This window comes from Symplocastrum torsivum (assembly GCF_059505465.1).
The window spans coordinates 1-22,581 of sequence record NZ_JCACKQ010000029.1 but is presented as its reverse complement, the minus strand read 5'-3'; the positions used below and the strand labels follow the sequence as shown (position 1 = coordinate 22,581).

Annotated in this window: 19 protein-coding genes; 6 read left to right on the top strand and 13 right to left on the bottom strand. The window is 45.6% G+C overall.

What is annotated here, in order from left to right; translation table 11 throughout:
* Positions 1-327: 327 nt before the first annotated feature.
* Positions 328-1,212: a right-handed parallel beta-helix repeat-containing protein gene (locus AC5JL3_RS09855; protein ID WP_496074321.1), complete on the bottom strand. Its 885-nt coding sequence runs from the start codon at positions 1,210-1,212 to the stop codon at positions 328-330.
* A 777-nt stretch (positions 1,213-1,989) separates the two neighbouring features.
* Between AC5JL3_RS09855 and AC5JL3_RS09850 the strand changes: the two genes are divergently transcribed.
* Positions 1,990-2,673, top strand: coding sequence for a MotA/TolQ/ExbB proton channel family protein (locus tag AC5JL3_RS09850; protein ID WP_496074320.1), 684 nt, complete (start codon positions 1,990-1,992; stop codon positions 2,671-2,673).
* An 83-nt stretch (positions 2,674-2,756) separates the two neighbouring features.
* Entirely contained in the window at positions 2,757-3,137 is a 381-nt protein-coding gene (locus tag AC5JL3_RS09845) for an ExbD/TolR family protein (RefSeq protein WP_496074319.1), read from the top strand.
* Between the two features lie 87 nt (positions 3,138-3,224).
* Here the strand turns inward: AC5JL3_RS09845 and pstB are convergent, their stop codons facing one another.
* From pstB to pstS, 4 genes are all read right to left on the bottom strand, one after another.
* Positions 3,225-4,031 (bottom strand): phosphate ABC transporter ATP-binding protein PstB, encoded by an 807-nt coding sequence (pstB, locus tag AC5JL3_RS09840; protein WP_496074318.1) that lies wholly within the window; start codon positions 4,029-4,031, stop codon positions 3,225-3,227.
* 30 nt (positions 4,032-4,061) lie between these two features.
* Positions 4,062-5,048 carry a phosphate ABC transporter permease PstA gene (gene pstA, locus AC5JL3_RS09835; protein ID WP_496074317.1) on the bottom strand — a complete coding sequence of 329 codons (987 nt, stop codon included), beginning with the start codon at positions 5,046-5,048 and terminating at the stop codon, positions 4,062-4,064.
* A 37-nt stretch (positions 5,049-5,085) separates the two neighbouring features.
* Complete coding sequence (pstC, locus tag AC5JL3_RS09830; protein WP_496074316.1) at positions 5,086-6,135, bottom strand: phosphate ABC transporter permease subunit PstC; 1,050 nt, start codon at positions 6,133-6,135, stop codon at positions 5,086-5,088.
* Positions 6,136-6,357: 222 nt separating this feature from the next.
* A complete protein-coding gene (gene pstS, locus AC5JL3_RS09825) occupies positions 6,358-7,404 on the bottom strand; it encodes a phosphate ABC transporter substrate-binding protein PstS (RefSeq protein ID WP_496074315.1) in 1,047 nt (348 codons plus the stop codon).
* 433 nt (positions 7,405-7,837) lie between these two features.
* Here pstS and AC5JL3_RS09820 point away from each other — a divergent pair, with 433 nt between their 5' ends.
* On the top strand, positions 7,838-8,968 hold the full coding sequence (locus AC5JL3_RS09820) for a hypothetical protein (RefSeq protein WP_496074314.1): 1,131 nt from the start codon (positions 7,838-7,840) through the stop codon (positions 8,966-8,968).
* A 266-nt stretch (positions 8,969-9,234) separates the two neighbouring features.
* On the top strand, positions 9,235-10,482 hold the full coding sequence (locus tag AC5JL3_RS09815) for an ISL3 family transposase (protein ID WP_496074313.1): 1,248 nt from the start codon (positions 9,235-9,237) through the stop codon (positions 10,480-10,482).
* 207 nt (positions 10,483-10,689) lie between these two features.
* On the opposite strand, the gene AC5JL3_RS09810 is transcribed toward AC5JL3_RS09815, so the two are convergent.
* The 8 genes from AC5JL3_RS09810 to AC5JL3_RS09775 form a co-directional block, all read right to left on the bottom strand.
* On the bottom strand, positions 10,690-10,884 hold the full coding sequence (locus AC5JL3_RS09810; RefSeq protein WP_496074312.1) for an ATP-binding protein: 195 nt from the start codon (positions 10,882-10,884) through the stop codon (positions 10,690-10,692).
* A 109-nt stretch (positions 10,885-10,993) separates the two neighbouring features.
* Positions 10,994-13,786: an esterase-like activity of phytase family protein gene (locus AC5JL3_RS09805; RefSeq protein WP_496074311.1), complete on the bottom strand. Its 2,793-nt coding sequence runs from the start codon at positions 13,784-13,786 to the stop codon at positions 10,994-10,996.
* Between the two features lie 330 nt (positions 13,787-14,116).
* A complete protein-coding gene (locus AC5JL3_RS09800) occupies positions 14,117-15,907 on the bottom strand; it encodes an alkaline phosphatase (protein ID WP_496074310.1) in 1,791 nt (596 codons plus the stop codon).
* Between the two features lie 189 nt (positions 15,908-16,096).
* Positions 16,097-16,333, bottom strand: a complete 237-nt coding sequence (locus AC5JL3_RS09795) for a hypothetical protein (RefSeq protein WP_496074309.1) — start codon at positions 16,331-16,333, stop codon at positions 16,097-16,099.
* 88 nt (positions 16,334-16,421) lie between these two features.
* Positions 16,422-16,841: a hypothetical protein gene (locus tag AC5JL3_RS09790; protein WP_496074308.1), complete on the bottom strand. Its 420-nt coding sequence runs from the start codon at positions 16,839-16,841 to the stop codon at positions 16,422-16,424.
* A gap of 87 nt (positions 16,842-16,928) precedes the next feature.
* Positions 16,929-17,651, bottom strand: a complete 723-nt coding sequence (locus tag AC5JL3_RS09785; protein ID WP_496074307.1) for a PEP-CTERM sorting domain-containing protein — start codon at positions 17,649-17,651, stop codon at positions 16,929-16,931.
* A gap of 54 nt (positions 17,652-17,705) precedes the next feature.
* Positions 17,706-18,629, bottom strand: a complete 924-nt coding sequence (locus AC5JL3_RS09780; protein WP_496074306.1) for a cation diffusion facilitator family transporter — start codon at positions 18,627-18,629, stop codon at positions 17,706-17,708.
* A gap of 695 nt (positions 18,630-19,324) precedes the next feature.
* Complete coding sequence (locus AC5JL3_RS09775) at positions 19,325-19,591, bottom strand: hypothetical protein (RefSeq protein ID WP_496074305.1); 267 nt, start codon at positions 19,589-19,591, stop codon at positions 19,325-19,327.
* Between the two features lie 716 nt (positions 19,592-20,307).
* Here AC5JL3_RS09775 and AC5JL3_RS09770 point away from each other — a divergent pair.
* On the top strand, positions 20,308-22,215 hold the full coding sequence (locus tag AC5JL3_RS09770; protein ID WP_496074304.1) for an iron uptake porin: 1,908 nt from the start codon (positions 20,308-20,310) through the stop codon (positions 22,213-22,215).
* A 205-nt stretch (positions 22,216-22,420) separates the two neighbouring features.
* Complete coding sequence (locus AC5JL3_RS09765) at positions 22,421-22,549, top strand: hypothetical protein (RefSeq protein ID WP_496074303.1); 129 nt, start codon at positions 22,421-22,423, stop codon at positions 22,547-22,549.
* Positions 22,550-22,581 lie beyond the last annotated feature (32 nt).

Sequence of the window (22,581 nt, the reverse complement as noted above, 5' to 3'; positions counted from 1 at the left end):
TTGACAGGCAAAACCGAGTTGATTACCCAGTAGCACTACATCAAGGTAAAAAGCCGACAACTTTACTTGGAAACCAACAAGAAGACTATCGGCTTTACCTACTCGTCTTTTCGGCGACTCTGACTTGTGCAAGATGAACTTAACAATCAGACCTTAACTACTCATCAAGCTTTTGTTAAGAATCACTGATTATGCCTTAAGGATGATTATGTCCTGAATGCTTACCAAACCGTTAGTGATTCCGTGCAGCGCGCTTTGTCTTTGTCTAACCGGAAGTTCCTCTGCACGGCTGAGGAACTTCCGGAATCACCCCAGCTAAGCTCTCACCTAGGCTAGGAAGGAATTACTGCCAAATCCAGCTAGCTCTGTGCTGCCAGAAATGGGGGCGAGCGCATCCAAGCCAGTATTGTTGAGTGCGATTATGGTATTACCAAAGCCCATGTCAATAATCGATTGACTGCCATTGTTGCTGAACAGGCTGTCAGTGATTGTGATGGTATTGTTATTACCCTCAATCAAGATTGCTTGACCGTCATTGCCACTGAACAGGCTGTCGCTGATCGTGATGATGTTGTTATCACCGGCAATCTCCAGCCCATTGTCAGCGTTATCAATCAATCCAACCTGGAATGGACCAATGACGTTGTCGTTAGAGCTGATATCAATTCCATCGTCAGCATTGTTACTGAACAGGGAATCGAAGAGGAAGACGGTGTTGTCATTGGCAGTGCCATCAAGCTCGAAGCCATCATCCAGATTGTCGCTAAAGGTGCTGTCACTAATCGATACGACATTGCCAGCGCCATCAATCTCGAAGCCTTCTTCCCCGTTGTCGGTGGAAGTGACACCATCAAAAGTGACTGTGTTGTTGGTACCCAGGAGATCGAAGCCATCATCCGCGTTGCCGCTCAACGTCGTGTTGCTGAGGCTTACCTCGTTACCTGTAGCTGTGGCATCAATATCGAAACCATCCTCAGTACGGCTGTTGCTAAAGGTGCTGTTGCGAACGGTGACATTGTTGTCACCGCCATCAATCTCAAAGCCTTCTTCGCCGTTGTCGGTGGAAGTGACATCGCTCAGGGTGACAGTGCTACTGTCGCCGTTGAGATCGATACCATCACCCGCATTGTTGCTGAAGATGCTGTTTGTCAGAGTCAGGGTAGCATCACTACCAATACTGATACCATCCTGGAAGTTATTGTCAGTAGCCATAGGTCAAGTCTTTTCCTTACTTTTGTCGGAAACTCTACAGGTTTAAGCGCGATCAAGCAGAGGCAAACTAAGGATTCAAAACAGAATCCAAATCTGTCTCAACAAAGATAGGCAAAACAGTCCTAAGCCAAGTCAGCCGCTTCTTGTAACAACCAGCAGAAGAATGACCCAAATGTGCAAAATATGTATCTAGAAGCAAGCCGATCTAGAAGCTTGCTAGCTTTCTAAGATTAAACGCGGTTTTTGTTAACAACCGTTTACATAGTTTTTAATTTAGCGATAAGAACTTCTTGAAACTTTTAACCAAAACGTATTTGCGTATATTGATGTATTTTCATACTTTAGATAGAGGCTTTATACAACATGAATTCAACGTAACACCAAAAGCCTTGACATCTCGTAGTGATTTGTAGCCTGAATCCCTTATTATTTCGTTGATTGGCTTCTTCCCTTGAACTTACGTTGGTATAAGTAAGGCTCAAGATAAAAATGAGAAATTAAGTCTCCTATCTTAAGAAAAATAACGGTTTCAGTTTTTTTTACTAAAAGCTTCTGTCCTCTTAATAAAACTTTAAGTTCTTTCAATGAAGTTCCCCACATCTATTAGTTTTGATTTCTAAATAAGTAGTGAATTCCTTATTGAGAAGGATATTTGTTTAAGTCCCGTTAATCACAAATTAGTAGAATAATTACTTATACTTAACCAGTTCCGCTGGGTAAGTCCGATAAGCTAGCGTGGAAAAGCCTGATTCAGCCTAGCAAGCCCTTACCTTAGATATGTCCAGAATCCTTGATTTGATTGTCTCAGGTGGCCCGGTAATGATACCCATTGTCGGGCTGTCTATTGCGACCTTTGCCTGCGCGTTTGAGCGGGGTTTGTTTTGGTTCCAGTTGTTGAGACAAGAAGATAGAATTGTCCACGATGTGCTGGATGCGGCACGGGTTGACCTAGATAAAGCTGCTGCTATTGCCTCTCAAGCGAAGGCACTCCCGATTGGTCGCTACCTACTAGCACCATTAAAGCTCAAGAACCCTACCCCTGAAACCTTTCATCTAGCATTAGAAGCCTCTGGTGACAAAGAGTTCGTCCGAATGCACAAGGGAGATAAACTTCTAGAAAGTGTGGTTGGCATTGCACCCTTACTGGGTTTGTTGGGTACCGTAACAGGTTTAATTGTCACATTCAATAACCTCAACATTGGCGGTGGTGGTGCTAGTGAGAGTGCAACTAAGGCAGCGGCTGGTATTGGTGAAGCTCTAATCACGACAGCCAGTGGTATGGTTGTGGCAATCATTGCTTTGTCATTTTTCCGAATTTTCGTTACCTTACAATCGCAACAAATAGACTATTTTTCTGAAGTTGGTAGCGAATTAGAATTAATCTACCGACAAACTTGGTACGAACCCTCTTTTCCTAATAAAAGCTCATCTATCAGCGATCAGCTATCGTCTGAATATTAGGTCTTCAGAGTAAATATAATATCTAAAATCTAGAATCCCAACTTAACATAATGCGCTTCAAATCTAAGCATAAAAGCTCGCAGATGCCAGAAATTAACCTGGTGCCAATGATGGATGTCATTATGACAATTTTGACATTCTTCATCATTGTGTCCATGACTTTAACGAACCAGCAGAATGCGGTTAATGTGACTCTACCTAGCGCCGACAAGGGACTCAGCGAACAGAAAATACCCGATCCACTGGTTGTGAGTATTAACCAGCAAGGCAAGCTTTTTCTAGGGAAGCAACAGATTACTGAAGCTCAATTAGCTCAACCAATGCAAGCTTATTTGCAGCAACACCCAGAAGGAGCAGTGGTTTTAAATGCAGACCGCAAACTACCTTACGAAGAGGTTGTGAAGGTTCTAGGAAAAATGCGGGATATCGGAGGCGATCGTGTTTCTCTGGCAATTGAAAGCTAACTGAGCAATTACCTTCTGTACCGTGCTTTGCACGATGCCGCTGAACGTGTGGGGAAGCGATTAGACCTGTTGTTGGAGAGAGAGCGCTTAGCCAAAGCGTCCTTCAACGTAGTCACGGGTACGGGGATGACTAGCGGCTGTAAAAATCCGAGGTGTTGGACCAAATTCAACAATTTGACCGATGCGACTCTCATCCGTACTGAAGAAGGCTGTGTAGTCTGAGACTCTGGATGCCTGTTGCATGTTGTGGGTGACAATGGCAATTGTGAGTTCCTCACGAAGTGTCTGGAGTAGCTCTTCAATCTTCATGGTTGCGATCGGGTCAAGAGCTGAACAGGGTTCATCCATTAACAAAACCTTGGGCTTTACTGCCAAAGCACGGGCAATACACAGCCGCTGTTGTTGACCGCCTGAAAGTCCATGCGCGGATTGATTTAACTTGTCTTTTACTTCTTCCCAAAGCGCTGCACTACGAATGGCTGATTCTACAATTTCATCTAATTTGGTTTTAGAGTGGTGACCAGTCAGCCTCACACCGTAGGCAACATTATCGTAAATGCTCATTGAGAAGGGATTAGGCTTCTGGAATACCATCCCAATGTGACGGCGTAGCCGATTGAGATTAACGCGGCGATTATAGATATCTTGACCAAAAAATTCTACCGAGCCTTCAACTCGTACCTTTCCCTCTAGTTCTCCAATCCGGTTGAGAGCTTTGATGAAGGTGGATTTACCACAACCAGAGGGACCAATAATCGCAGTAACTTGCTTTTGGTAAATGTCTAATGAGATGGATTCTATTGCTTTTTGACTACCGTAGTAGAAGCTTAAGTTTTTGACGCGCAGAGCTGGGGTTAAGGCTTCATCGTTTTTGGTGGAATCGGGAGTGTTCACCCTTGAATCTTTACTAGTAGGTTGCATAAGTTAGCGAAGTTTTAAGCGTTTACGAGTAACTTGGCGAGACAAAATGCTGCTGAGCAGAACGAGTCCAATCAGAGCAACCGAAGCTGCCCAGGCTAGTTGATTTTGATTTTTGAAGGGTGAACTGGCATACCCGTAAATTAATACTGATAACGAAGGGGTTGGTGTGAATAATCCTTGAGGCCAAAACTGACTGGATAGGGCGGTGAAGATGAGTGGGGCAGTTTCACCCGCCGCACGAGAAACGGCGAGTAAGACACCGGTGGTGATTCCAGGAATGGCTGAAGTGACGACAATGCGGAAGATGGTTTGGAAGCGTCCACCTCCCAAAGCGGCTGAGGCGAGGCGGTGGTGAGTGGGAACTAGTTTTAAGGCTTCTTCTGTGCTTAGGGCAATAATCGGTAACATGATGACACCGAGAGCAAAGCCACCTGCTAGAGCAGAAAATCCACCCGTTTGGATTTTGAAGTTTAAAAAGGGAATGGGAATAGTAATTTTGGTGAGGACGATGACAGCGTAGGCGAATACCCCCACAACAATGGAAGGAACGCTGCTCAGAATGATGGTGAAAAAGCGAATTACATTTGCGATCGCAGAATTTTTACCAATTTCCGCCAAGAAAATACCCGTCATGACACCAAACGGAACACTAAACAGGCAAGCAACCCCCACCATCATTAGAGTTCCAACAATTGCATTAGCAAAGCCATTAGCTCTGTCTTCCACCCCCTCTGGTGCTGGTAGAGAAACCAGCACTTCCGGTAGCGAAACGGGTACTCCGAAAAGCCGCACCTCGTGCAACTTCATCAGCGCTGGGAAACCTTGACGCAGAATCTCAAATAAAATCGCAAATATGGGCACTAGTGCTGCTGCTGTAAGAACGAAGGCAAGAACGGTCATCCCACCGCTAAACAACATTCGAGCAACTGGCAGTGGTTGATAAAGTTCTTGGTCTAAGGATTCGTCAAAAATAGGTTGGTCAGTCGTCATTATTCATATCCTTTGGGAAACGAAAAGCACTCACCTATTAGCCAAGCAGCGCCCCTCCACCATCACTCGCTGAGGATAAAGGACTAATTTCGCTTTTCTTACCTCGTCTGCCAATGAGCTGAACCATCACTACGGCAATAATGTTAACGACGAGTGTTATGACAAACAAAATCAGGGCTAAGTACATCAATGCCCCGATGTGCAATTTATCCAAAGCTTCTGCAAATTGGTTTGCCAAAATGGCGGGAATGGTGTAACCAGGAGCTAATACTGAGGGACTGATTTGGATGGAGTTACCAATCACCATCGTTACTGCCATTGTTTCCCCCAAGGCACGCCCCAAGGCGAGAATAATCGCTCCGACAATTCCTGAACTCCCAGCAGGCAACAAAACCTTCCCAATCGTTTCCCAGCGTGTCGCGCCTAGAGACATGGAAGCACTCCGTAAATCTTGAGGAATCACGAGTAAGACTTCCCGACTAATAGCAGCAACTGTTGGGAGAATCATAATCGCTAGCACAATTCCAGCAACCAGCATTCCGGGACCATAGGGTTCAAAGCTAAACAGAGGAAACCAACCCAACTTGGTAAATAACCACTGCTGGAAGGGTAAAAGGAAGGGAATCAAAACAAAAATTCCCCATAAACCAATGATTACGCTGGGGATAGCGGCGATGAGTTCAACCAAGAATCCCAAAGGCGATCGCACCCAGATCGGTAAAAAATCTTCACTGGTAACAATCGCGACAGCGAGTCCCGTAGGAACGGCTAGCAAAAGAGCGAGGGCAGAACTCACCAGCGTCCCATAGATGAAAGGCAACGCCCCAAACTTCTCTTGCCCAACATTCCACGTTTGACTCCATAAAAAACTCAGACCAAATTCTTCAACCGCTGGTCGAGCTTCTTTAAAAATTACCCACGATAACCAGAACAGTACCCCTGCTGTTGCTACAGTCATCAACCATACCAATCCAGTAAATCCGTACTCTAGCCAGGTTCCTTCCCCTTTCGTGCTAGTAAGGTCTGTGTCAAGGTCTACTATGGGTAGCTGAGTCCGGTTATCAGCTTGCTTAGAGAAATCAGTCATCGATCGTTTTACACTACTTCCTTACAGAGCCATACAGAAGATGATGAGAGGACATCCCCGTACTGGAGATGCCCCCACAACTAAAGCCAAAGTTCAATCGAGGGTTTAGAAGAGAGAAAAGGTAAAAGGATGTTAGATGCTCCCTTTTGTGCCTTAACCCTTCTCCTTTCGCCCAGAAAGTTCCAAAACTTACCTGTAAAAAGTGAGCTTATCGACACACTTCTATCGCGTTACGGCAACGTCACTAGATACAGCTTGGCTAGCGCGAGTCGCTACGTTTTGTGGAATCCGGGTATAGCCTAAGTCGTCATTTAGTTCTTGACCTTTGGTGAGAATCCACGAGACCATCCGTTTAACCGCATCGGCTTTGGCAGGGTCTTCATACTGCTTCTTGATCAGAAGCCAGGTTACACCTGCAATTGGGTAGCCATCAGCGGGGTCTTCTGAACCACTAACGTTGAATTCGGGGGTAAAGGTTACAGCAGATAAGGCTTTATTGGCTTCAGCCAGGGTTGGAGCAACGTACCGACCCGCCTTGTTCTGCACTAGTGCTTGCACGAGGTTGTTCTGAGCCGCATAGGCAGATTCTACATAACCGATAGAGCCTGCTGTTTGTTTGACGAGAGCAGCGACACCAGGGTTTCCTTTACCACTAAGGGGATTTGCTAACCAAGTTGGAGCTGAACCTGGCTCAATCTTGCTCTTGAATGTTGAACTAATAGCACCCAAATGTTTTGTGAAGATGCTGGTGGTGCCGCTACCATCTGAACGGACAGCCAGTCGGATTGGTTGATTCGGTAGGTTTACACCCGGGTTATCAGCCGCAATTCTTGCGTCATTCCAGCGGGTAATTTCGCCCATAAATATTGCAGGCAATACCGAGCGAGATAGCTTGAGATTAGTGACACCAGGAAGATTGTAAACAACTGAGACAGCTCCACCAGCGGTAGGAACCAAAATTACACCCTTGGTCATCTGGTCGCTATCTTCTTTCTTGGGATATGCATCACTACCAGCAAAGTCAACGGTGTTAGCAATGAATTGCTTGATACCGCCGCCGCTGCCAATTCCTTCATAATTGACCTGAATATTTGCTTCAGTTTTGAAAGCATCAAAATAACGGTCATAAAGGGGCTTGGGGAACGTTGCTCCAGCACCATTTAAAGTAACCGTTTGAGCAATCGCCGCACATACAGAGCCGAATGAAAAAGCAATCGTTGCGGCTGAAACTGTAACAGCACGACGAACAGCTATCGAAGAGAGAATCATATTGCCTCGTTCTTAAGCAAAGACAGAGCAGTAATTGTGCAATCCATGATTACACTACAACTGGAATAACTAAGCCAAGGTAAGGATAAAAATAATTTCAGATTAAACGTATATTAATAAATGGTTAAATCACAAAAAGTAATTAGTTCAATGATTTTTTCGTTAGTATTTTTAGTAACTGCAAAAACATCCATAACTTTAGTAATATCAAGTAAATTTAGTTTTTAAACCTACCAACGGATAGAGTTAGGATTATTGACTCTATAAGTACAAATTTTAGAGTCTTTGAGGTTTTCTCAAGGCTCACGAGTAATTAAAACCAGCAATTTTTTAGCTCAACGCCTAACGAGCAACAGCGGTATTGAGTAGCGATCGCTTTTTTATTTGTCTAAATCGTGCCATCCTCAGGAGCATTCTTGCAAGAGCCAAACCGATGAACCAGTCTTACTTCTTGAAAAACTTGCCTGCTCCCTTACAGCCTTGGGTACGTCCGATGCTGCTAGTCTCAATTACTTTGCACGGATTATTGCTGGCTATTCCAATGCCACCCAAGCCAAAGCCTGAAGCCCCTAAAAAAGAACCAGAAAAGGTAAAAATTACCCAAATTCCAATAACACCACCAGCGCCAAAACCCTCTGTTCGTCCCTCACCGCGACCAACTCCTCTAGTACGTCAGTCACCTCGCCCAAAGCCTACACCGATTCGCCGACCATCAACGATACCCCCCATAACTCAAGCCAGGACTATTCCTCGACCTCAGCAGCAGCCACAGCAAACACCATCACCAACTGCACAGCAGACACCACCGCCAACACCAGAGCAAACGCCCTCCCCAGCACCAGACTCAACCCCAATTTCTGAGGTACAAAATCCCTTTGCTGATTTTCCCTTCCCCAATAACGCTGAGATTGGTTCATTAGGCTTACTGTCAGGAGAAACAGACAAATCGGCTCGAAATACAGCCGATGGCATTGACCAAGTCGTTTCTTTTTATAACAGCCAACTGCCACAAAAGAAATTTACTTCTTCATCTGTTACTGATGAACCTGAACTCAAAGTTTATCAGGTGAATAAAGATGGTGGTGAACGTCAATACCTCCATTTGATTTCCAAAGAAGGAAAGACAGTAATCGTGCTTGCCTCGCAGCCGATACCAAAAGAAGATTTAAAGAGTTTAAAAGATGCAGAAGCCCGAAGCCCTGAAGAAATCGCCTTTTATGATATCGTTAAGCAACTAGAAAATGATGAAGAATTAGCTTTAGCAGCTGTTGAGCCTGGAGATAGTACTAAGTTTCCTGAACCTGAGAAATTTAATGACACTAATAAGTTTGAGTTCCGAAGTAAAACGGTGTCATTTAAGCCAATGTCGCCTCAGGAACTTTTTGCCCATGTTGAAGCTAGCCTCACAGCAAATGGATTTACACAGATTTCTCAGGAAGGTAATTATGGCGGCACTAATGTCCTTACTTACAAAGTGACGCAAGGGAGTTTTTCCAGATACCTGTACTTTGTACCGACTAACGATAATCGAACAGTAATTATTTTGTCAAAGGATTCACCGTAATAAAAGTCAGATACACGTTCTCCAATTTGTTTAAATGTCCTTCGTTTTCTTCCACGCAAGGGCTTGCTGCTCTAACTACACTGTTGTTACATGAGAGAAATTTTGGCTCTTCAGTAGCTAATATGCCAAATCAATAGTTGTGAAAGCCAAGAAATATAAATAAATCTAGCAAATAGTTGGTAGAGTTATTGCCAGAATTGACACAGGGGGTTCATTGGGTATTAACTATAAGCCGAAGCCAGAGCTTTTAGGTGCATTGAACAGCCATGAGGACGAAAAAGGATATAAAGGTTTTAACAAAGCTATTGAATATAGAGGGAATAAAAGTCATCTCACATCACCAGCATGAGGGGATTGGAATAATTTTACAGGTGGAACGGATTGGGAAGGAAAGTAGCTGTCCACGTTGTGGAACAAGAAGCCACAGATTACATCAAAATCATCGATACCTAGTAAAAGATTTACCTTGGGGAGAGACTTTCATATATTTAGAAATTAACAGACGACAGTTTAAATGTAAAAAATGTGTCAAGCCATTTAGTGAAGAGTTAGAGTTTGTCAGAAAAAGAAGAACCTATACGAAACGGCTAGCCAAGCAAATAATCCAAGAAGTTTTAGAGAACGATATCCACAGCATAGCGAAAAAAGGGTTGGTGACAACAGAAGAAATAGAAAGGATGTTAAAAGACGCATCGAAAGAATTCTTGAAAGCCAAACCCAGCGAGGTGAAGAGATTAGGGATTGATGAAATAGCTCTAATTAAAGGGAAAGGGAATTACTGTGCAGTATTAATAGATTTAGATAAGTCTAAGCTAATTGGGATGCTGAATGGAAGGACACAAGAAGAAATCAGGGAAGTGCTGACGGGATGGGGGAAAGAGGTATTAGAGAAAATAGAAGAAGTAAGTATAGATTTGTGGAAAGGTTACAAAAATGTCGTGATAGAGCTGATGCCAAATGTACAAGTGGTCGCCGACAGATTTCATGTAATGGCACAAATAAATAAGGAATTAGACACCCAAAGGAAGCGAGAAAAGAGACAAGCGGAAGACTTGATTAAAAAAGCAAAAACGTCAGAAGAGAAAGCAGTTCAAGAGAAAGCTTTAGAAGGATTGAAGAAAAGTAAATATGTGTTATTGAAGAATGAATCAGACCTAAATGAAGAGCAAAAAGCTAAACTCGTTCAAGTTAAAGATGTATCTCCTACTCTTAAGAGTATGCATGAATTAAAAGAGAAAATCAGACAGATTTTCGAGCAGGTTAATCATTGGTTAGCCGGTTTATTTAAACTGGGAGTATGGCTATCAGAAGCCAAAAAATATTTCCCCGATAGTCAGAACACTATTATTCGTTGGCTGGATGAGATTATTGCTTACTTCGATCATAAGACTACGAGTGGTGTTGTCGAAGGTATTAATAATAAGCTTAAGTTGATTAAACGCTCTGCCTACGGGTTTAGAAATTTTGAAAACTTCCGAGTTAGATGTTTGCTTAATTGGCAGTTTAATTGTTAGTTTAGCATACTGGTTACTGAAGAGCCGAAATTTTTTTATTTCCGTACCCCCAGAATTCGTCCAAGCTTGAACAATACATTGAGGATTAATCAAATACTTTCCGATTTTCAAGAGCTTCATTCTTAACAATCAAAAATCCGTAACGTTCAAAACTAAAAAGTAGAAGAGTTAAGTTTAAGTGGGGTTTGACAACAATAAAATTTAGATTCAAGGAGATGTCTTCAACGGTAGCCTGACGGTAGAGGTTGTGCCAACACCCGCCTCGCTTTCCACAGCAATTGTACCCCTGTGTAAGTCCACCGCCTTTTTGACGATTGCCAGTCCCAGCCCTGTCCCTTGAATCGTCCCGACATTGCCAATTAACACCCCATCACCGTCAAAAATCGGTGCATCACTCACCATCGCTGGAAAATTAGACAGTATTACCCCAAACAATGGATAAGTAAGATAGCTTATACATTCCTTGGGGTAAAGTCTAAACACTATGCCTAGTCTAGTTCTTGAGAGCGTACTAAACAGTGACGAAGTTACTAGCGCTAAGGCTACTCGCTTGTACCCAGATCAAAGAGGCTAAAAGTTCGTTACCTGCACTGATGAGAGTAGCGCCATCAGCTTGAGCGATCGCTAAATCGTTAAAGGTCAAGCCACCCGATAGACCAATTTGAGTCTGACCAAGTTGGACGTTATTGATCGTATCAACGCCATTACCTCTTGCAAGAACAATTGTGTCCTGACCACCTCCCAGCCAAATCGTGTCATTGCCAGTGCCACCATTAATTTCATCGTTGCCAGAACCTGAGTAGATGATGTCGTCACCAGCACTACCGAACACAGTATTGTTGCCCTCGCTGGCGTAGATGGTGTCATTACCCGTCCCGCCAGTAACGGTATCAGCTTGCGAACCACCGTAGATCAGATCGTCGCCACTATCACCAAAGAGCGTGTTTACACCTTCGCCGCCGAAGATTTGGTCATTGCCAGTACCCCCCTGGATCGTGTCGTTCGCGTTATCTCCATATAGGCTGTCGTTCGCGTCACCCCCAACGAGGGGTTCGGCTCCAGCGATTGTATCAACATCAAGTGCAAAGCTTAAGACTTGGGTAAATTGAGTGCTACTGAAATTGTTGTCAGCAACAACAACCAAGGTTTGCCGCCCATCTTCCAACTGAGGACCAAGAGTGATGCCCTCAAGATTATCCAGTGTTATCCCTAAATCGCCGAAATCAAGTAGCAAGCGCTTCTGGGCAGCATCGACATCGACTCCGTTCACGCTATCCAGGTCGTTGATATCCGTAGCTCCCAAGATGCTCGTCTGGTAAAGCTTGACGCTGTTGCCCACACCAGTGGAGAACGAGCGCTCCAGAGTCAGGAACGTACCATTATTATCCAGAGCCAGTATCTCAACTAGACCATTGGTACTGAAGCTACCTGCCGGATTGGGCGCATCAGCAACGGGGTTAGTGATGTACAAGAATTCACCAACCGCTTCCCCAGTTTGCAAGTCGTACTGAACAATTCGGGACGGACTGCCGTTGGTCAGTGTCGCCGCAGGTCCATCTTGCACTAGAGCATTCTCTGTTGCGGTAAAGAGAAAGCGTTGATTAGGAGTAATTGTCAGACTTTCAAAGGCTAGATTGTTACGGATACCGGGGTCGTTCGTGCCTATCCCTGTAGGGTTAAACCTATCCGGTACGGGCAACTCGTTAAACTGCTGCCCTTGGAGCGAGAACTCATTAATAAAAGGGTCGATCAACCGACTCGCAGACCGTTCCCCTTCCGAGGAGATAAACAACGTCCCGCGCTCCGAGAAAGCAATTCCCTCTGGGTCGAGACTGTTTGGCACAAATGGCTGACCGTTTTCATCCGTGATGGTGGTCACGTCTTGGAATTGGACATCCCCGTTGTCCAGCCTTCCATCACTAAGGTCAATGCTGAGGGTGTAGAATCGCGCCGGATTAAACTGACTCCGGTCATCCGAGATGCTGTAGAAGACATTGTTGAAGCGATCATAAGCAATGCCGGATAAACCGCCCACCTGAGTGCCCTCAAAGGTGAACCCCGTTGGGAAGGTTACTTCTCCGATAAATTCCACATTACTAACAGTCTGGCGGTTGAAATCGGACGTGGAAGCCTCAGACGTGACATCGACCCGCACCAAGCGATGGTCAGAACTGGGGAAGCCCCCAGGAACGTTGGGGTTGAATGTACCGACTAGGGGGAACTGGGGTTCAGTACTTTCTGGCCAGAATACTGCCGCGTCGGTAATCTCCAGGTTTTGTGAGGGCAGAACGTAATCGACTCGCAGATTTCCCGGAGCGCCATCGGCAAAGTCAGCCGTATCAAAAGCTGGGTCGGTGATGTGGCTAGCGTTGGCACCTCCCTGCAACGCTGCCTGTTCGGGTCCTCCCTCACTGCTTGGGGTGATGCTGGTGTTGATTAGAGGATTATCGAGCAGTTGCCGGATGGCATTATCAACGCTGTCTCCATCGTTTGGGTCAGCATTCTGGTCGCCCATGATAACAAAGCGCGACCCAGGTGCAAGTCCACCATAGTCACCTGCATCATCATAGATGTAGCTACCTTCACCAGGGGTGATATAGTCTGACCAGAAGCGAATCTCATCATGGTTGCGCTGACCGTTTCGGTCTTCGGGTCCGTCAAAGGTGGGCGGCGTTGGGTGGCTTGCCAGAACGTGAATGGTTTCGCCATTGACCTCAATAGGAATATCCCAGTGGCTCTTGGAGGAAAGGCGAAAGACTTCTAGTTCTTCAGGGGAGTACCAGTCGCTGGCTTCTGGTGTATTCGGATTATCGGGCAGTAGGGCACCGGGCATATCCTGCCACAGGAAATTTTGGAAGGTGCGAACATTCTCGGTATCGATGGGATGCTTGGAGTAGATGACCATGCCATACTGACCGGGGAAGTTGCCAAACCCCAAGGCATCGTCCCCATATCCAGGCGCTCCGGGCGTAGTTACGACTGTGGCATTGTTGTTCAAGTCAAATCCCGATGCAATTCCTGTATTTGAGGGAGCGACATAGAAGTAGGGATATTCAACAGGGTTCGCGCCGTTCTGACTGACAGAGAGATAGTTGTCCTGAAAGAGTTGGGCTGCCTCACCACCTGCATCGAAGTCAAACTCATTGACGAGCAAGACATCTGGATTGTTGCGCTGGATAATCTCGGCAACTGTCTGAGCCTGAGTGTTATTGGGAGTGGATAGGTCTGTAATCAGTTGCCCCTCGCTGTTGCGATTGAGCGAGGCGTTGAATGTTGCAAAGCGAATCGAATCTACCTCTGACATGGGAGTTTCTGGAACAATAAAGGTCTAACAATTGTTTTGAACGCAGGCGATAACCAAGAGCAGAATGCAATGCTTGCGCTTTTTGAAGAGAAGAGATGGGCAATCGCGAGCGCCCCTCTGCTATAAGGTTTGAGCAAGCTAAGACTTCGTAAAGCTATGTTTAAGGGTCAGAATCTTTGCAGTGATCAGCGGAGCTAATCGCACGTTTGAACCTGGGAAGTAGGAACGTGATCACATTTCTATTATCCAATTCATTAAACAAGACGCTAGTTAAGCACTTAGGCAATCACCAGCGTCCTATCTAAACTAATTCCAAGGCTTGATTGGTACCTAACGCCTTACAGCGCTTCTACCTGGCCCAGTAATCGCGTCTCTCATCGCCTGGAAAATATGGACTTGATCCACAGCACCGGAGACACCCGGAACCTCAAAACCATAAGCTGTGTAGCCGTCAGCGACGTAGTTTGAAATCGTGGATTTTCCACCTTGGAAATACACGGGCACTATGCGATTGGTGTGGCTACCCCAACCATACTTAACATTTGGGTCAGAACCCCAAAAGTGACCGGCTGCGGCTGGATTGTCCTCATTGGTGAGCGCTTCGGCACCTTTTTGTGCCAATAACTGAGGGAAGTTGTCATTTAAAGTGAGGTAGTGGTCGTGGTCAGCCGTGACGATGAGGACGTTCTTCTGCCAGCCACCATTTTGATTGATCCAATCAATCACGGCTTGGACAGATTTGTCGAAGTCGTTCATTGTGCCGATTAGGTTGTCGATATTGTTGTCGTGAGCAGCCCAATCGATGTCGCCGCCTTCGACCATCAGCCAGAAGCCATCTTTATCCTTACTCAAGACTTCCAGGGCTGCATTGGTCAAATCCTTGAGAGTAGGGTTTTCTGCCACTTCTCTGGCGATAAATTGAGCATCCGTTTCACCAGGAGATAGCGGACGAACTGTATCCGGGTTTTGACCCTGTGTAGAGAATACGGAGAAGTTGTCTAACCCCGTATTGCTGTAGTCACCATTCGCTGAACTGGTTGGTAAGTTGCCGTTTTGTCCACGAGCGCCATACAATCCCAATAAGCGATCGCCCGATTCGGGTTCAACTCCCCTCGCTGTATCAAGCAACTTCTGGGCGGCATCAGGCCCACGCTCTAAGAACGTGTAGCCGTAGCGGTTATTGTTGGGCTTTGAACTTAGTTCGTTGTAAGTTGACTCCTTGATGTAGGTGTATTGATAAACCGGACCCACGTTGCTTTCATTTTCAAAATCAAGGGGATGACCGCCACCCAATAACACCGTGGGCTGGTAGATTCGCAGAGCCTCTTGCAGAATGTTGTCTAGCGCTGGGAAATCGTTATCGTACTTGGATCGACGGTTGACGGTAGCTTCCGCCGCACCAGGCGTGGCATGGTCAATCGGCACAGATGTAACCAAGCCAGTAGATTTACCTTGTTCAGCGGCAATTTGCCGAATTGTGACCAAATCTCTCTCGAAAACATCTACTGCGATCGCATTGTTGTAGGTCTTGACCCCGGTATAAAGCGTTGTCGCCGTGTTCGCAGAGTCAGGATAGCTGAACTTGATGTACTCCTTATCAAACCCATTGGCAGCCGCTTGTGTGGGGCTGATAGGAGTCCAGGGATTTGGACCACCTCGCTGTGGGTCGTAACCGACAAGATTACCACCAGAAGTACTACCGCCAGTGGGAGTAGTGCCAGGATTGAAGGGTAGAGGATTAAAGGAAAAACCAGGGCGTACAGGACTTTGTCCTGTTTCAAGATTGGAATTATCTAGGGCTGAGTTCCCTGTGCTGTAAACGCCATCTGCACCAGGAATGGTTGTTCCATAGGTAGTGGCGAAGGTGTAGCCAGACAGGTTTTGAAAGCTCAAACCACTGCCTTTGCCACTCTCGTACATAGGAGTCCCTCTAGCGATCGCAGCCGCACGAGCCATCTCCCAGCCCATACCATCACCAATCATGATAATGACATTCGTGTTATTGCCATTGGCGGCTAAGGCAGACGGTGTTGGTAGCCATAACACAAATGAAGTCGTACAAAATAGGCTAGCGCATAGCAAAGCTAGCCACCGTAAGTGCCTTCCAAGCAACGGAATCATACAGTGCCTCTTAAAATAATCTTGGTTGAGTTGTTTGCAAGCGGCAGATTTTGCCGCGAATCAGATCGCTTGTGTTGACAGTGGGTGTTAACTGTTCACTGTTCCCTATCAACAGCCAAGAGCGCGTAGTGGTTCCTTCCACCTTTGCAAAAAGTGCGCTTCCCGCCGGAAGCAATATCAGCCGTCACATCATTGATAAAAGTTAGGCTCCAAGTGGGAGGCAGCGACTTCCTCAAAGGCAGGATTGCTCCAAGCAGCTAACTTAACATTCGTGTCAAAATGCTTGACTGTCTCAACGCGGTTGCCGTTATTGACGGCGGTTACAGGTTGCAAAACAGAAGGCAGATTAGCAAACAAAACCGTACATAATAGACCTGCGACAAACCAAGCAACGCGCCGCAAAGGTCTTCTCTTAAGTGAATTCATGGTGATGCCTCTAAAAAAATTCAGATAGGTTGATCGAGTTGTTGGATGTTTGATTCGTTACGCCTCAACCTAACTAGCGGATAACGAATCAATCGTAGAAATTCGGCTCTCTGTCCGTCATTGAGGCGCCAACTGGATCGAAGGCGGGAACAGGTGGTGCTGATGCTGTTGCAACGGGTTGCTGGGGCTTGATGAAGCCAAGCAGTATCTCAGCACTCCCGAAGTATTCAGTCCAAGCATGAAGTCTGGGTTCTGCTTGCCAACTGGAACGGGAGACACGAGAAGACAATAACGGCACTTCCTGCCCATTGTGTTCGCCCACAACCATCACAGAAACTTCCGTAACGCTAGGACTTTGGGCAAATGACTGTTCAATAAACTCAAGGGCAATAGATTCTGCCTGCTGCATCAAAGCTTCAAAGTTTTGACTGCCTTGGGCACTGAGGACAAATGCTCCCTGCCGAGGTTCAGCCCAAGCCGGAGAGGGTAGCGCCATGTTTAAGGTCATAAGCGCACTCAGGCTAATAAAGAGCGAAAACACGCTCGGAATTTTGCTGTGCTGATTGCCCATAGTTACAAGGGAAAAGCCTTCACCCTATACAGCTTTTTGCCGACGACGGAAAGCCAACGCCGAACTTGCTGCTACTAAAACTGCCACTACACTGCCAGGTTCGGGAACCTTGCTGACATTGGCACTGATTTGAGCTTGTCCAACTACCGTTCCTGCCAGTTGTTCGCTTAACTCAGAACCTTCATAGTTGGTGAGTAAATCGGCAAATTCCTGTGATAGCAGCACATCCACATTAGCAACCTGTAAATCCTTGTTATCCTCTAGCACGGGATTAGCATTTACGACTAAGTCAAATAGCGGCAGTCCAGTGGTGAAAGTATCTCTAATGGAGAAACCGTTATCAAACCCAATGGAAAAGTTGCCAATTTCTAGGGGAGAGAACAGGGTTAATTGTTCCGTGTCTACGTCAAAAAGCAAGCTACCGACGTGTTCAATTGTGCCACTTAGGGGGCTAAGAACACTTGTCGCATCATCGTAGTTAAACGTAAAGTCGGTACCCAGAAACGTTGAACTGCGGGGGAGGATGTCAAAGCCAAAGTCAAAGCCACTTGCTGGGGTGACTGTGTTGTTTGCTGAGTTGAATGACAAACCGAGAGACTCTAGCACCTCCAAGGCGCTTGCATCAATACTGAGGCTGGTGACACCAGACTCAACCTGATAGGTAGCCGTCTCGGCTTGAACAGCTAGCTGTGTAGAAAATACAGCGGTGGTGGTCAACCCAAGAATTATAGGAAGATGGAAACGCATAGGTTAGGGATTAAAAGAGTACAAAAGCGAACAATTACTCAATCATTGATGTGTTTAGAATTTATCGATATAGTCTCCATTTTTCCGGGTTAACTGGGTCATTAAATTGCCACTCAATAAAGGGTGGAGTTCTATAACCTCAGTAGAATTACGATGAGCTAACTGCAAGGTTGATTCACGAATATCAAACTCTTGCTCAAGGTGGGTTTGTAGCTGCTTTGTTAAGCGATCGCGTTCTCCACCACCGATCGCATCGACAGTAAGATGGGCACACAATGCTACTTGACCCGAACTAATTGTCCAGATATGTAGCTTTTCGACCTGACAAACTGCCTCAAAGGATTTGAGTGCTGCTTCCACCCTAGTCGGGTCAACTGAGCGAGGTGCATACTCCATCAGCACTTCTAGGCTGTCCCTAACCAGGGGTAAGGCAGTGAAACTGACTGAGCAGACAATTAGTAAACTGAATCCAGCATCCACCCAAGTCCAGTTGAAGAAGTAAACGACCAAGGCAGCGAGAATAACACCCACAGAACTTGCGGTGTCTGCCAAAACATGGAGGAAAGCACCTCGAATGTTTAGATCGTCACGGCTGGCTTTATGTAACAATGCGATGTTGGTACTGTTTACCGCCAGCGCAACTCCTGCCACCACTAACATTGGCAAGCCTAATACAGGTTCAGGAGAGTGAAATCGTTCTACTGCTTCCTTGGCGATGACAGCTGCAACTGTGAGCAAAACCAAACCATTCACCAACGCCGCTAGAATTTCTACGCGATGATAGCCAAACGTTGCTTGCTCTGTTGCTGGTCGCTGTGCAAGCCAAGTTGCCAGCAGTGATATTCCCAAGGCTATTACATCTGAAAACAGATGTCCCGCATCCGCTAATAACGACAAACTGTGACTACGCAACCCTATTAGCAATTCCGCCATAAATAGGCTACTAAGTAACGCGATCGCTAGCCAAAGTAGTTGCATTTTTTGCTTACTCTGTATGCCTTGCGTATCAGTTAAATATGAAAAATCACAGCAGGGGCGCATAGCAGTAGTGCGATATCTATTGGAGTGCCCCTCAAGCAGAAGCGTCATTTAATGTTTTGCCTTTACATGGTATCCCTGAACATCCATGAATATTAAATTACCTTGACATTAAGAAACTACTAATTTTTGGTTAAAGCTAAAATAAAAAACTCTAAAAAACCGAAAGCTAGCAATAGTTCAAAATAAGTCTTTTATTCATTCTGCCGGGAGAAGCAAGTCAAGTTTAGCTCTACTGATTTTTGTTGAAGTCGGAGCGAAGCGACGTGACTCACAATTCTATTTTGGCTAGTCCTTTTTCTTTTTTTTGCCTTTATCCTTATCTTTTTTATTTTTATCTTTGTTTTTGCCTTTAGTCTGTTCGGCTGCGGGTAAAATCAAGTTTCTGGTGACCGTTTGGGTACCCGTGTGTTCGTAGTAGTTGGTGGATACGTCGAGTTTCCTATCTCCTGGAGTTTAGACTAGAAGCGAGTAGAGGGGAGAAATGACACGGTAAGTTACTGGTATCAAAAGACTGAATTTCGTGTAAATTCCTCTGGAACCCCTGCAATATCGTTGTCATGACGGGTGAAAGCTTCAGCCTGTAACAGCTTATTGAGAATTATCCTCACTAATTGCTACTAGTTATAAGCTGTCTAACCGTTAGACACGGGGCTTGTGGGAAAGACAACTTTCCACCGATTCGAGTGATTCGAGCAACGACGCTTCAAGAAAGCTTCAGCTTCTGTTGGGTGAAGATTAACCTGAGCTACACCACCTGCAACCAGCAACCACCTATCTTCTACTTGTTGTAATTCCCATCTAGCAGTTTTTTGGGAGGGAATAATCTTCCAGTTGCCCGACAGTTCACGTTTACAGACACATCCACAGGATGACGCTTTATCTAACAGGCTTTGAGCCATCACATTTAATTGTCATCAATTGAGCAGGCAGACCAAGACTCACCTGAGCTGGAGAAAATCCGACATTTAATCAACAGGGTTGAGCAAGCAATTAGGGTTCTTCAGTACTTAGTATGCTAAATAAATAGCAGAACAAAAAAAGAGATAAATTTAGTGAACACAATAGTGACTAAACCCTGATTAGGATTGACATATTAGACGCATTATTGTTGACTGTAGACAGAAAAAAAGAGCTGTTGAGATGCCTTTACACTCATGACTAGGAAAAAGGGATCAAACTTATAACAGAGCTTCTGACTCTAGAGGAAATCAAAGTAATTTCGCGGCGTCAGCCTGAAGGGATTGGGATAATTTTATAGCTTGAACTGAAGAACCATTTCATAACTAGCTGTCATCATGTTAGTAACAGGCTCAACTACCTAAGATGAGTCTGACACCGATGGACGCGGTTGCCAAAGTAATGGCAACCGCTTTGTTCAAGCTTTTCGGATTTGGAAGTACTACAACGATGGCTGGGAAGTTTCCTTGTTCAAGAAACTAATTAAGTGCTGCGACTAGTGCTTCAAAATCTGGGCTTACAGGTAAGAGTTTGGATAACTAATGGTTAATTTTTCTTTAAAGGACTAAATTTTTATCTTAATTTCATCAATTTCTGCGAATCTATCTGTAGGGTCAATCCTAATAGACAGTTAAGTACGTGTGAGGAGTTAAGGAAAATGCCAAAAGTCTTATGGAAGTTTTTGCTGATTGCTCCAGTAGGTTTTGCCGCTACGGTAGCTGCCTCAGCCTCAACAAGGGCGGCGGAGATTCAAGTTCAGACTCAACTCGCCCCGACTGAGCCACTAACTGAGGAGTCTCAATTTAGTGCTACTTTTTCGGTCAAGTCGTCTAGCCAGACTTCCACTAAGAGCGCTGAAGTGCCAGCCGAGCGCCTGAGTGACCCAATAGCCGCGACGACCGTTAAATCGGCTGTTGAGTCATCAACAGAGCTATCCTCTACGAGAGTAGGGGATAGCTCTATTTCTCTAACTCAGTCAAAATCCACCAGTTCCCAGCTTAATCAGGCAAACAACTTACTAGCGCAACAGGTGCCAGATGAACGTAATAGCACCACAGGCTCAACCAGTACTCTCGAACAAATCAACCGCTACAGCAACTCCCAAGACCAAGTCACCAATGTTTCTCAGTTAAGCGATGTCTCCCCGGGAGATTGGGCTTATGAAGCGTTGCGCTCTCTTGTCGAACGCTACGGTTGTATCGCTGGCTATCCTGATGGTACTTTTCGAGGCAACCGCGCAACAACCCGTTTTGAATTTGCGGCTGGGCTGAATGCATGCTTACAACAAGTCGAGCGTTTGATTGCGGCTTCTACCGAAGGCTTTGTTACCCGTGAGGACTTAGAAACCCTACAGCGTTTGGTGCAAGAATTTGAAGCGGAATTGGCAACCTTGGGAACAAGGGTAGATGACCTAGAAGGACGTGTGGCTTTCTTGGAAGACAATCAGTTCTCCACCACCACTAAGCTGAGAGGGGAAGTCATCTTCGCAATCAGCGACCTCTTCGGTGACCAAGATGCTAATGGCAACGATTATGAAGCGACCGAAACCGTCTTTCAAGACCGGGTGCGACTCAATCTTGAAACCAGCTTCACTGGTGAAGATCTCTTATTTACTCGGTTGCAGGCTGGTAACGTTACGGAGTTTGGTCCTGTCTCAAGTAATTCAGATACCAACGTCACAAGAGAGGGTCGATTAGGCTTCCAACTCGATAACGGCAACGACATCGCGCTCGACAGACTATACTATCGCTTTCCCGTTGCCGACTTAGCCACGGTCTACCTCTTTGCTAATGGAGGTCAGTTTAGAGATTTTGTGCCTCTGCTCAACCCCAACTTTGTATCTAGTGGTAGTGGTTCCATCTCTCGCTTTGGGCGGTATAATCCCATCTATCGTATGGGCGGTGCGGGTGCAGGAGCCGGAGTTGTAATTGGTCCAAAAAGCCCGATCCGAATCGATTTGGGTTACCTATCCAATACAAGTGCCGATCCGGGTGAAGATGCTGGTATCTTCAACGGTAACTACAGCGCCCTTGGTCAAGTAACGTTCCAGCCTAGTAAAGCCTTTTCAATAGCCGCTACCTACGTTCATTCCTACGACAATGACAACCTTCGTCACGGTACTGGTAGTCTCACTTCTCAGATTGACACAGATGGTCCGCTTGTTAGTAACTCCTACGGTGTTCAAGCCTCCTTTGCTTTCAGCCCTCAATTAGTCTTAAGTGGTTGGGCGGGCTATACCGATGTAATTGTCCTTGAAACGGGTAATGCTGATGTCTGGAATTATGCCGCAACTTTGGCGCTCAATGATTTTGGTACAGAAGGCAGTACACTCGGTTTCGTTGTGGGTATGGAACCCAGGCTGACAGGTAGTAGCTCACTTGTAGGAAGTCTTTTAGGAACCCGGCGAGATGCTGATACAGGATTGCACGTTGAGGGCTTTTACAAGCTACAAGTATCAGACAATATCGCCATCACTCCTGGTGTTATTTGGTTAACTGCGCCGGGTCACAATGAAGATAACGACGATATCTTTATTGGTACAGTCCGAACAACTTTCTCGTTCTAGTCACTTTTTGTCTAAAATTTAGTAGTTATAAAGATGCCTTCCCTTAATTTGAAGGCATTCTTTTAACTACTATAGGAGAGAAGCAGCTTTCCTTCCAACGTTCTAATTACGGAAAGTTGAGCCGTCCTTTCGCCAGATAAACCTAAGGGTGCCGTACCAGTGACGCACTATACCCAAAGTGCCGTCCCGTTCCATAACCACACTTATGGCACCAGTTTACAAACAAGCAGGATTAAGCCAGAGCCAACTTTGCTTTCACTTCAGTATTGATAGCAGTAATCTGGCGAGAAAAGCATGGCAGACTAGCCAAGAGTACTTAGGGCTTGCTGAATAAGTCAGAGGAAAACAACCGATGGATTAATTAGT

Coding starts and splice junctions, on each gene's coding strand:
- AC5JL3_RS09855 (WP_496074321.1), bottom strand. CDS start 1,212: ATGGCTACTGACAATAACTTCCAGGATGGTATCAGTATTGGTAGTGAT.
- AC5JL3_RS09850 (WP_496074320.1), top strand. CDS start 1,990: ATGTCCAGAATCCTTGATTTGATTGTCTCAGGTGGCCCGGTAATGATA.
- AC5JL3_RS09845 (WP_496074319.1), top strand. CDS start 2,757: ATGCCAGAAATTAACCTGGTGCCAATGATGGATGTCATTATGACAATT.
- pstA (WP_496074317.1), bottom strand. CDS start 5,048: ATGACGACTGACCAACCTATTTTTGACGAATCCTTAGACCAAGAACTT.
- pstC (WP_496074316.1), bottom strand. CDS start 6,135: ATGACTGATTTCTCTAAGCAAGCTGATAACCGGACTCAGCTACCCATA.
- pstS (WP_496074315.1), bottom strand. CDS start 7,404: ATGATTCTCTCTTCGATAGCTGTTCGTCGTGCTGTTACAGTTTCAGCC.
- AC5JL3_RS09820 (WP_496074314.1), top strand. CDS start 7,838: ATGAACCAGTCTTACTTCTTGAAAAACTTGCCTGCTCCCTTACAGCCT.
- AC5JL3_RS09815 (WP_496074313.1), top strand. CDS start 9,235: ATGAGGACGAAAAAGGATATAAAGGTTTTAACAAAGCTATTGAATATA.
- AC5JL3_RS09810 (WP_496074312.1), bottom strand. CDS start 10,884: ATGGTGAGTGATGCACCGATTTTTGACGGTGATGGGGTGTTAATTGGC.
- AC5JL3_RS09805 (WP_496074311.1), bottom strand. CDS start 13,786: ATGTCAGAGGTAGATTCGATTCGCTTTGCAACATTCAACGCCTCGCTC.
- AC5JL3_RS09800 (WP_496074310.1), bottom strand. CDS start 15,907: ATGATTCCGTTGCTTGGAAGGCACTTACGGTGGCTAGCTTTGCTATGC.
- AC5JL3_RS09795 (WP_496074309.1), bottom strand. CDS start 16,333: ATGAATTCACTTAAGAGAAGACCTTTGCGGCGCGTTGCTTGGTTTGTC.
- AC5JL3_RS09790 (WP_496074308.1), bottom strand. CDS start 16,841: ATGACCTTAAACATGGCGCTACCCTCTCCGGCTTGGGCTGAACCTCGG.
- AC5JL3_RS09785 (WP_496074307.1), bottom strand. CDS start 17,651: ATGCGTTTCCATCTTCCTATAATTCTTGGGTTGACCACCACCGCTGTA.
- AC5JL3_RS09780 (WP_496074306.1), bottom strand. CDS start 18,629: ATGCAACTACTTTGGCTAGCGATCGCGTTACTTAGTAGCCTATTTATG.
- AC5JL3_RS09775 (WP_496074305.1), bottom strand. CDS start 19,591: ATGGCTCAAAGCCTGTTAGATAAAGCGTCATCCTGTGGATGTGTCTGT.
- AC5JL3_RS09770 (WP_496074304.1), top strand. CDS start 20,308: ATGCCAAAAGTCTTATGGAAGTTTTTGCTGATTGCTCCAGTAGGTTTT.
- AC5JL3_RS09765 (WP_496074303.1), top strand. CDS start 22,421: ATGGCACCAGTTTACAAACAAGCAGGATTAAGCCAGAGCCAACTTTGC.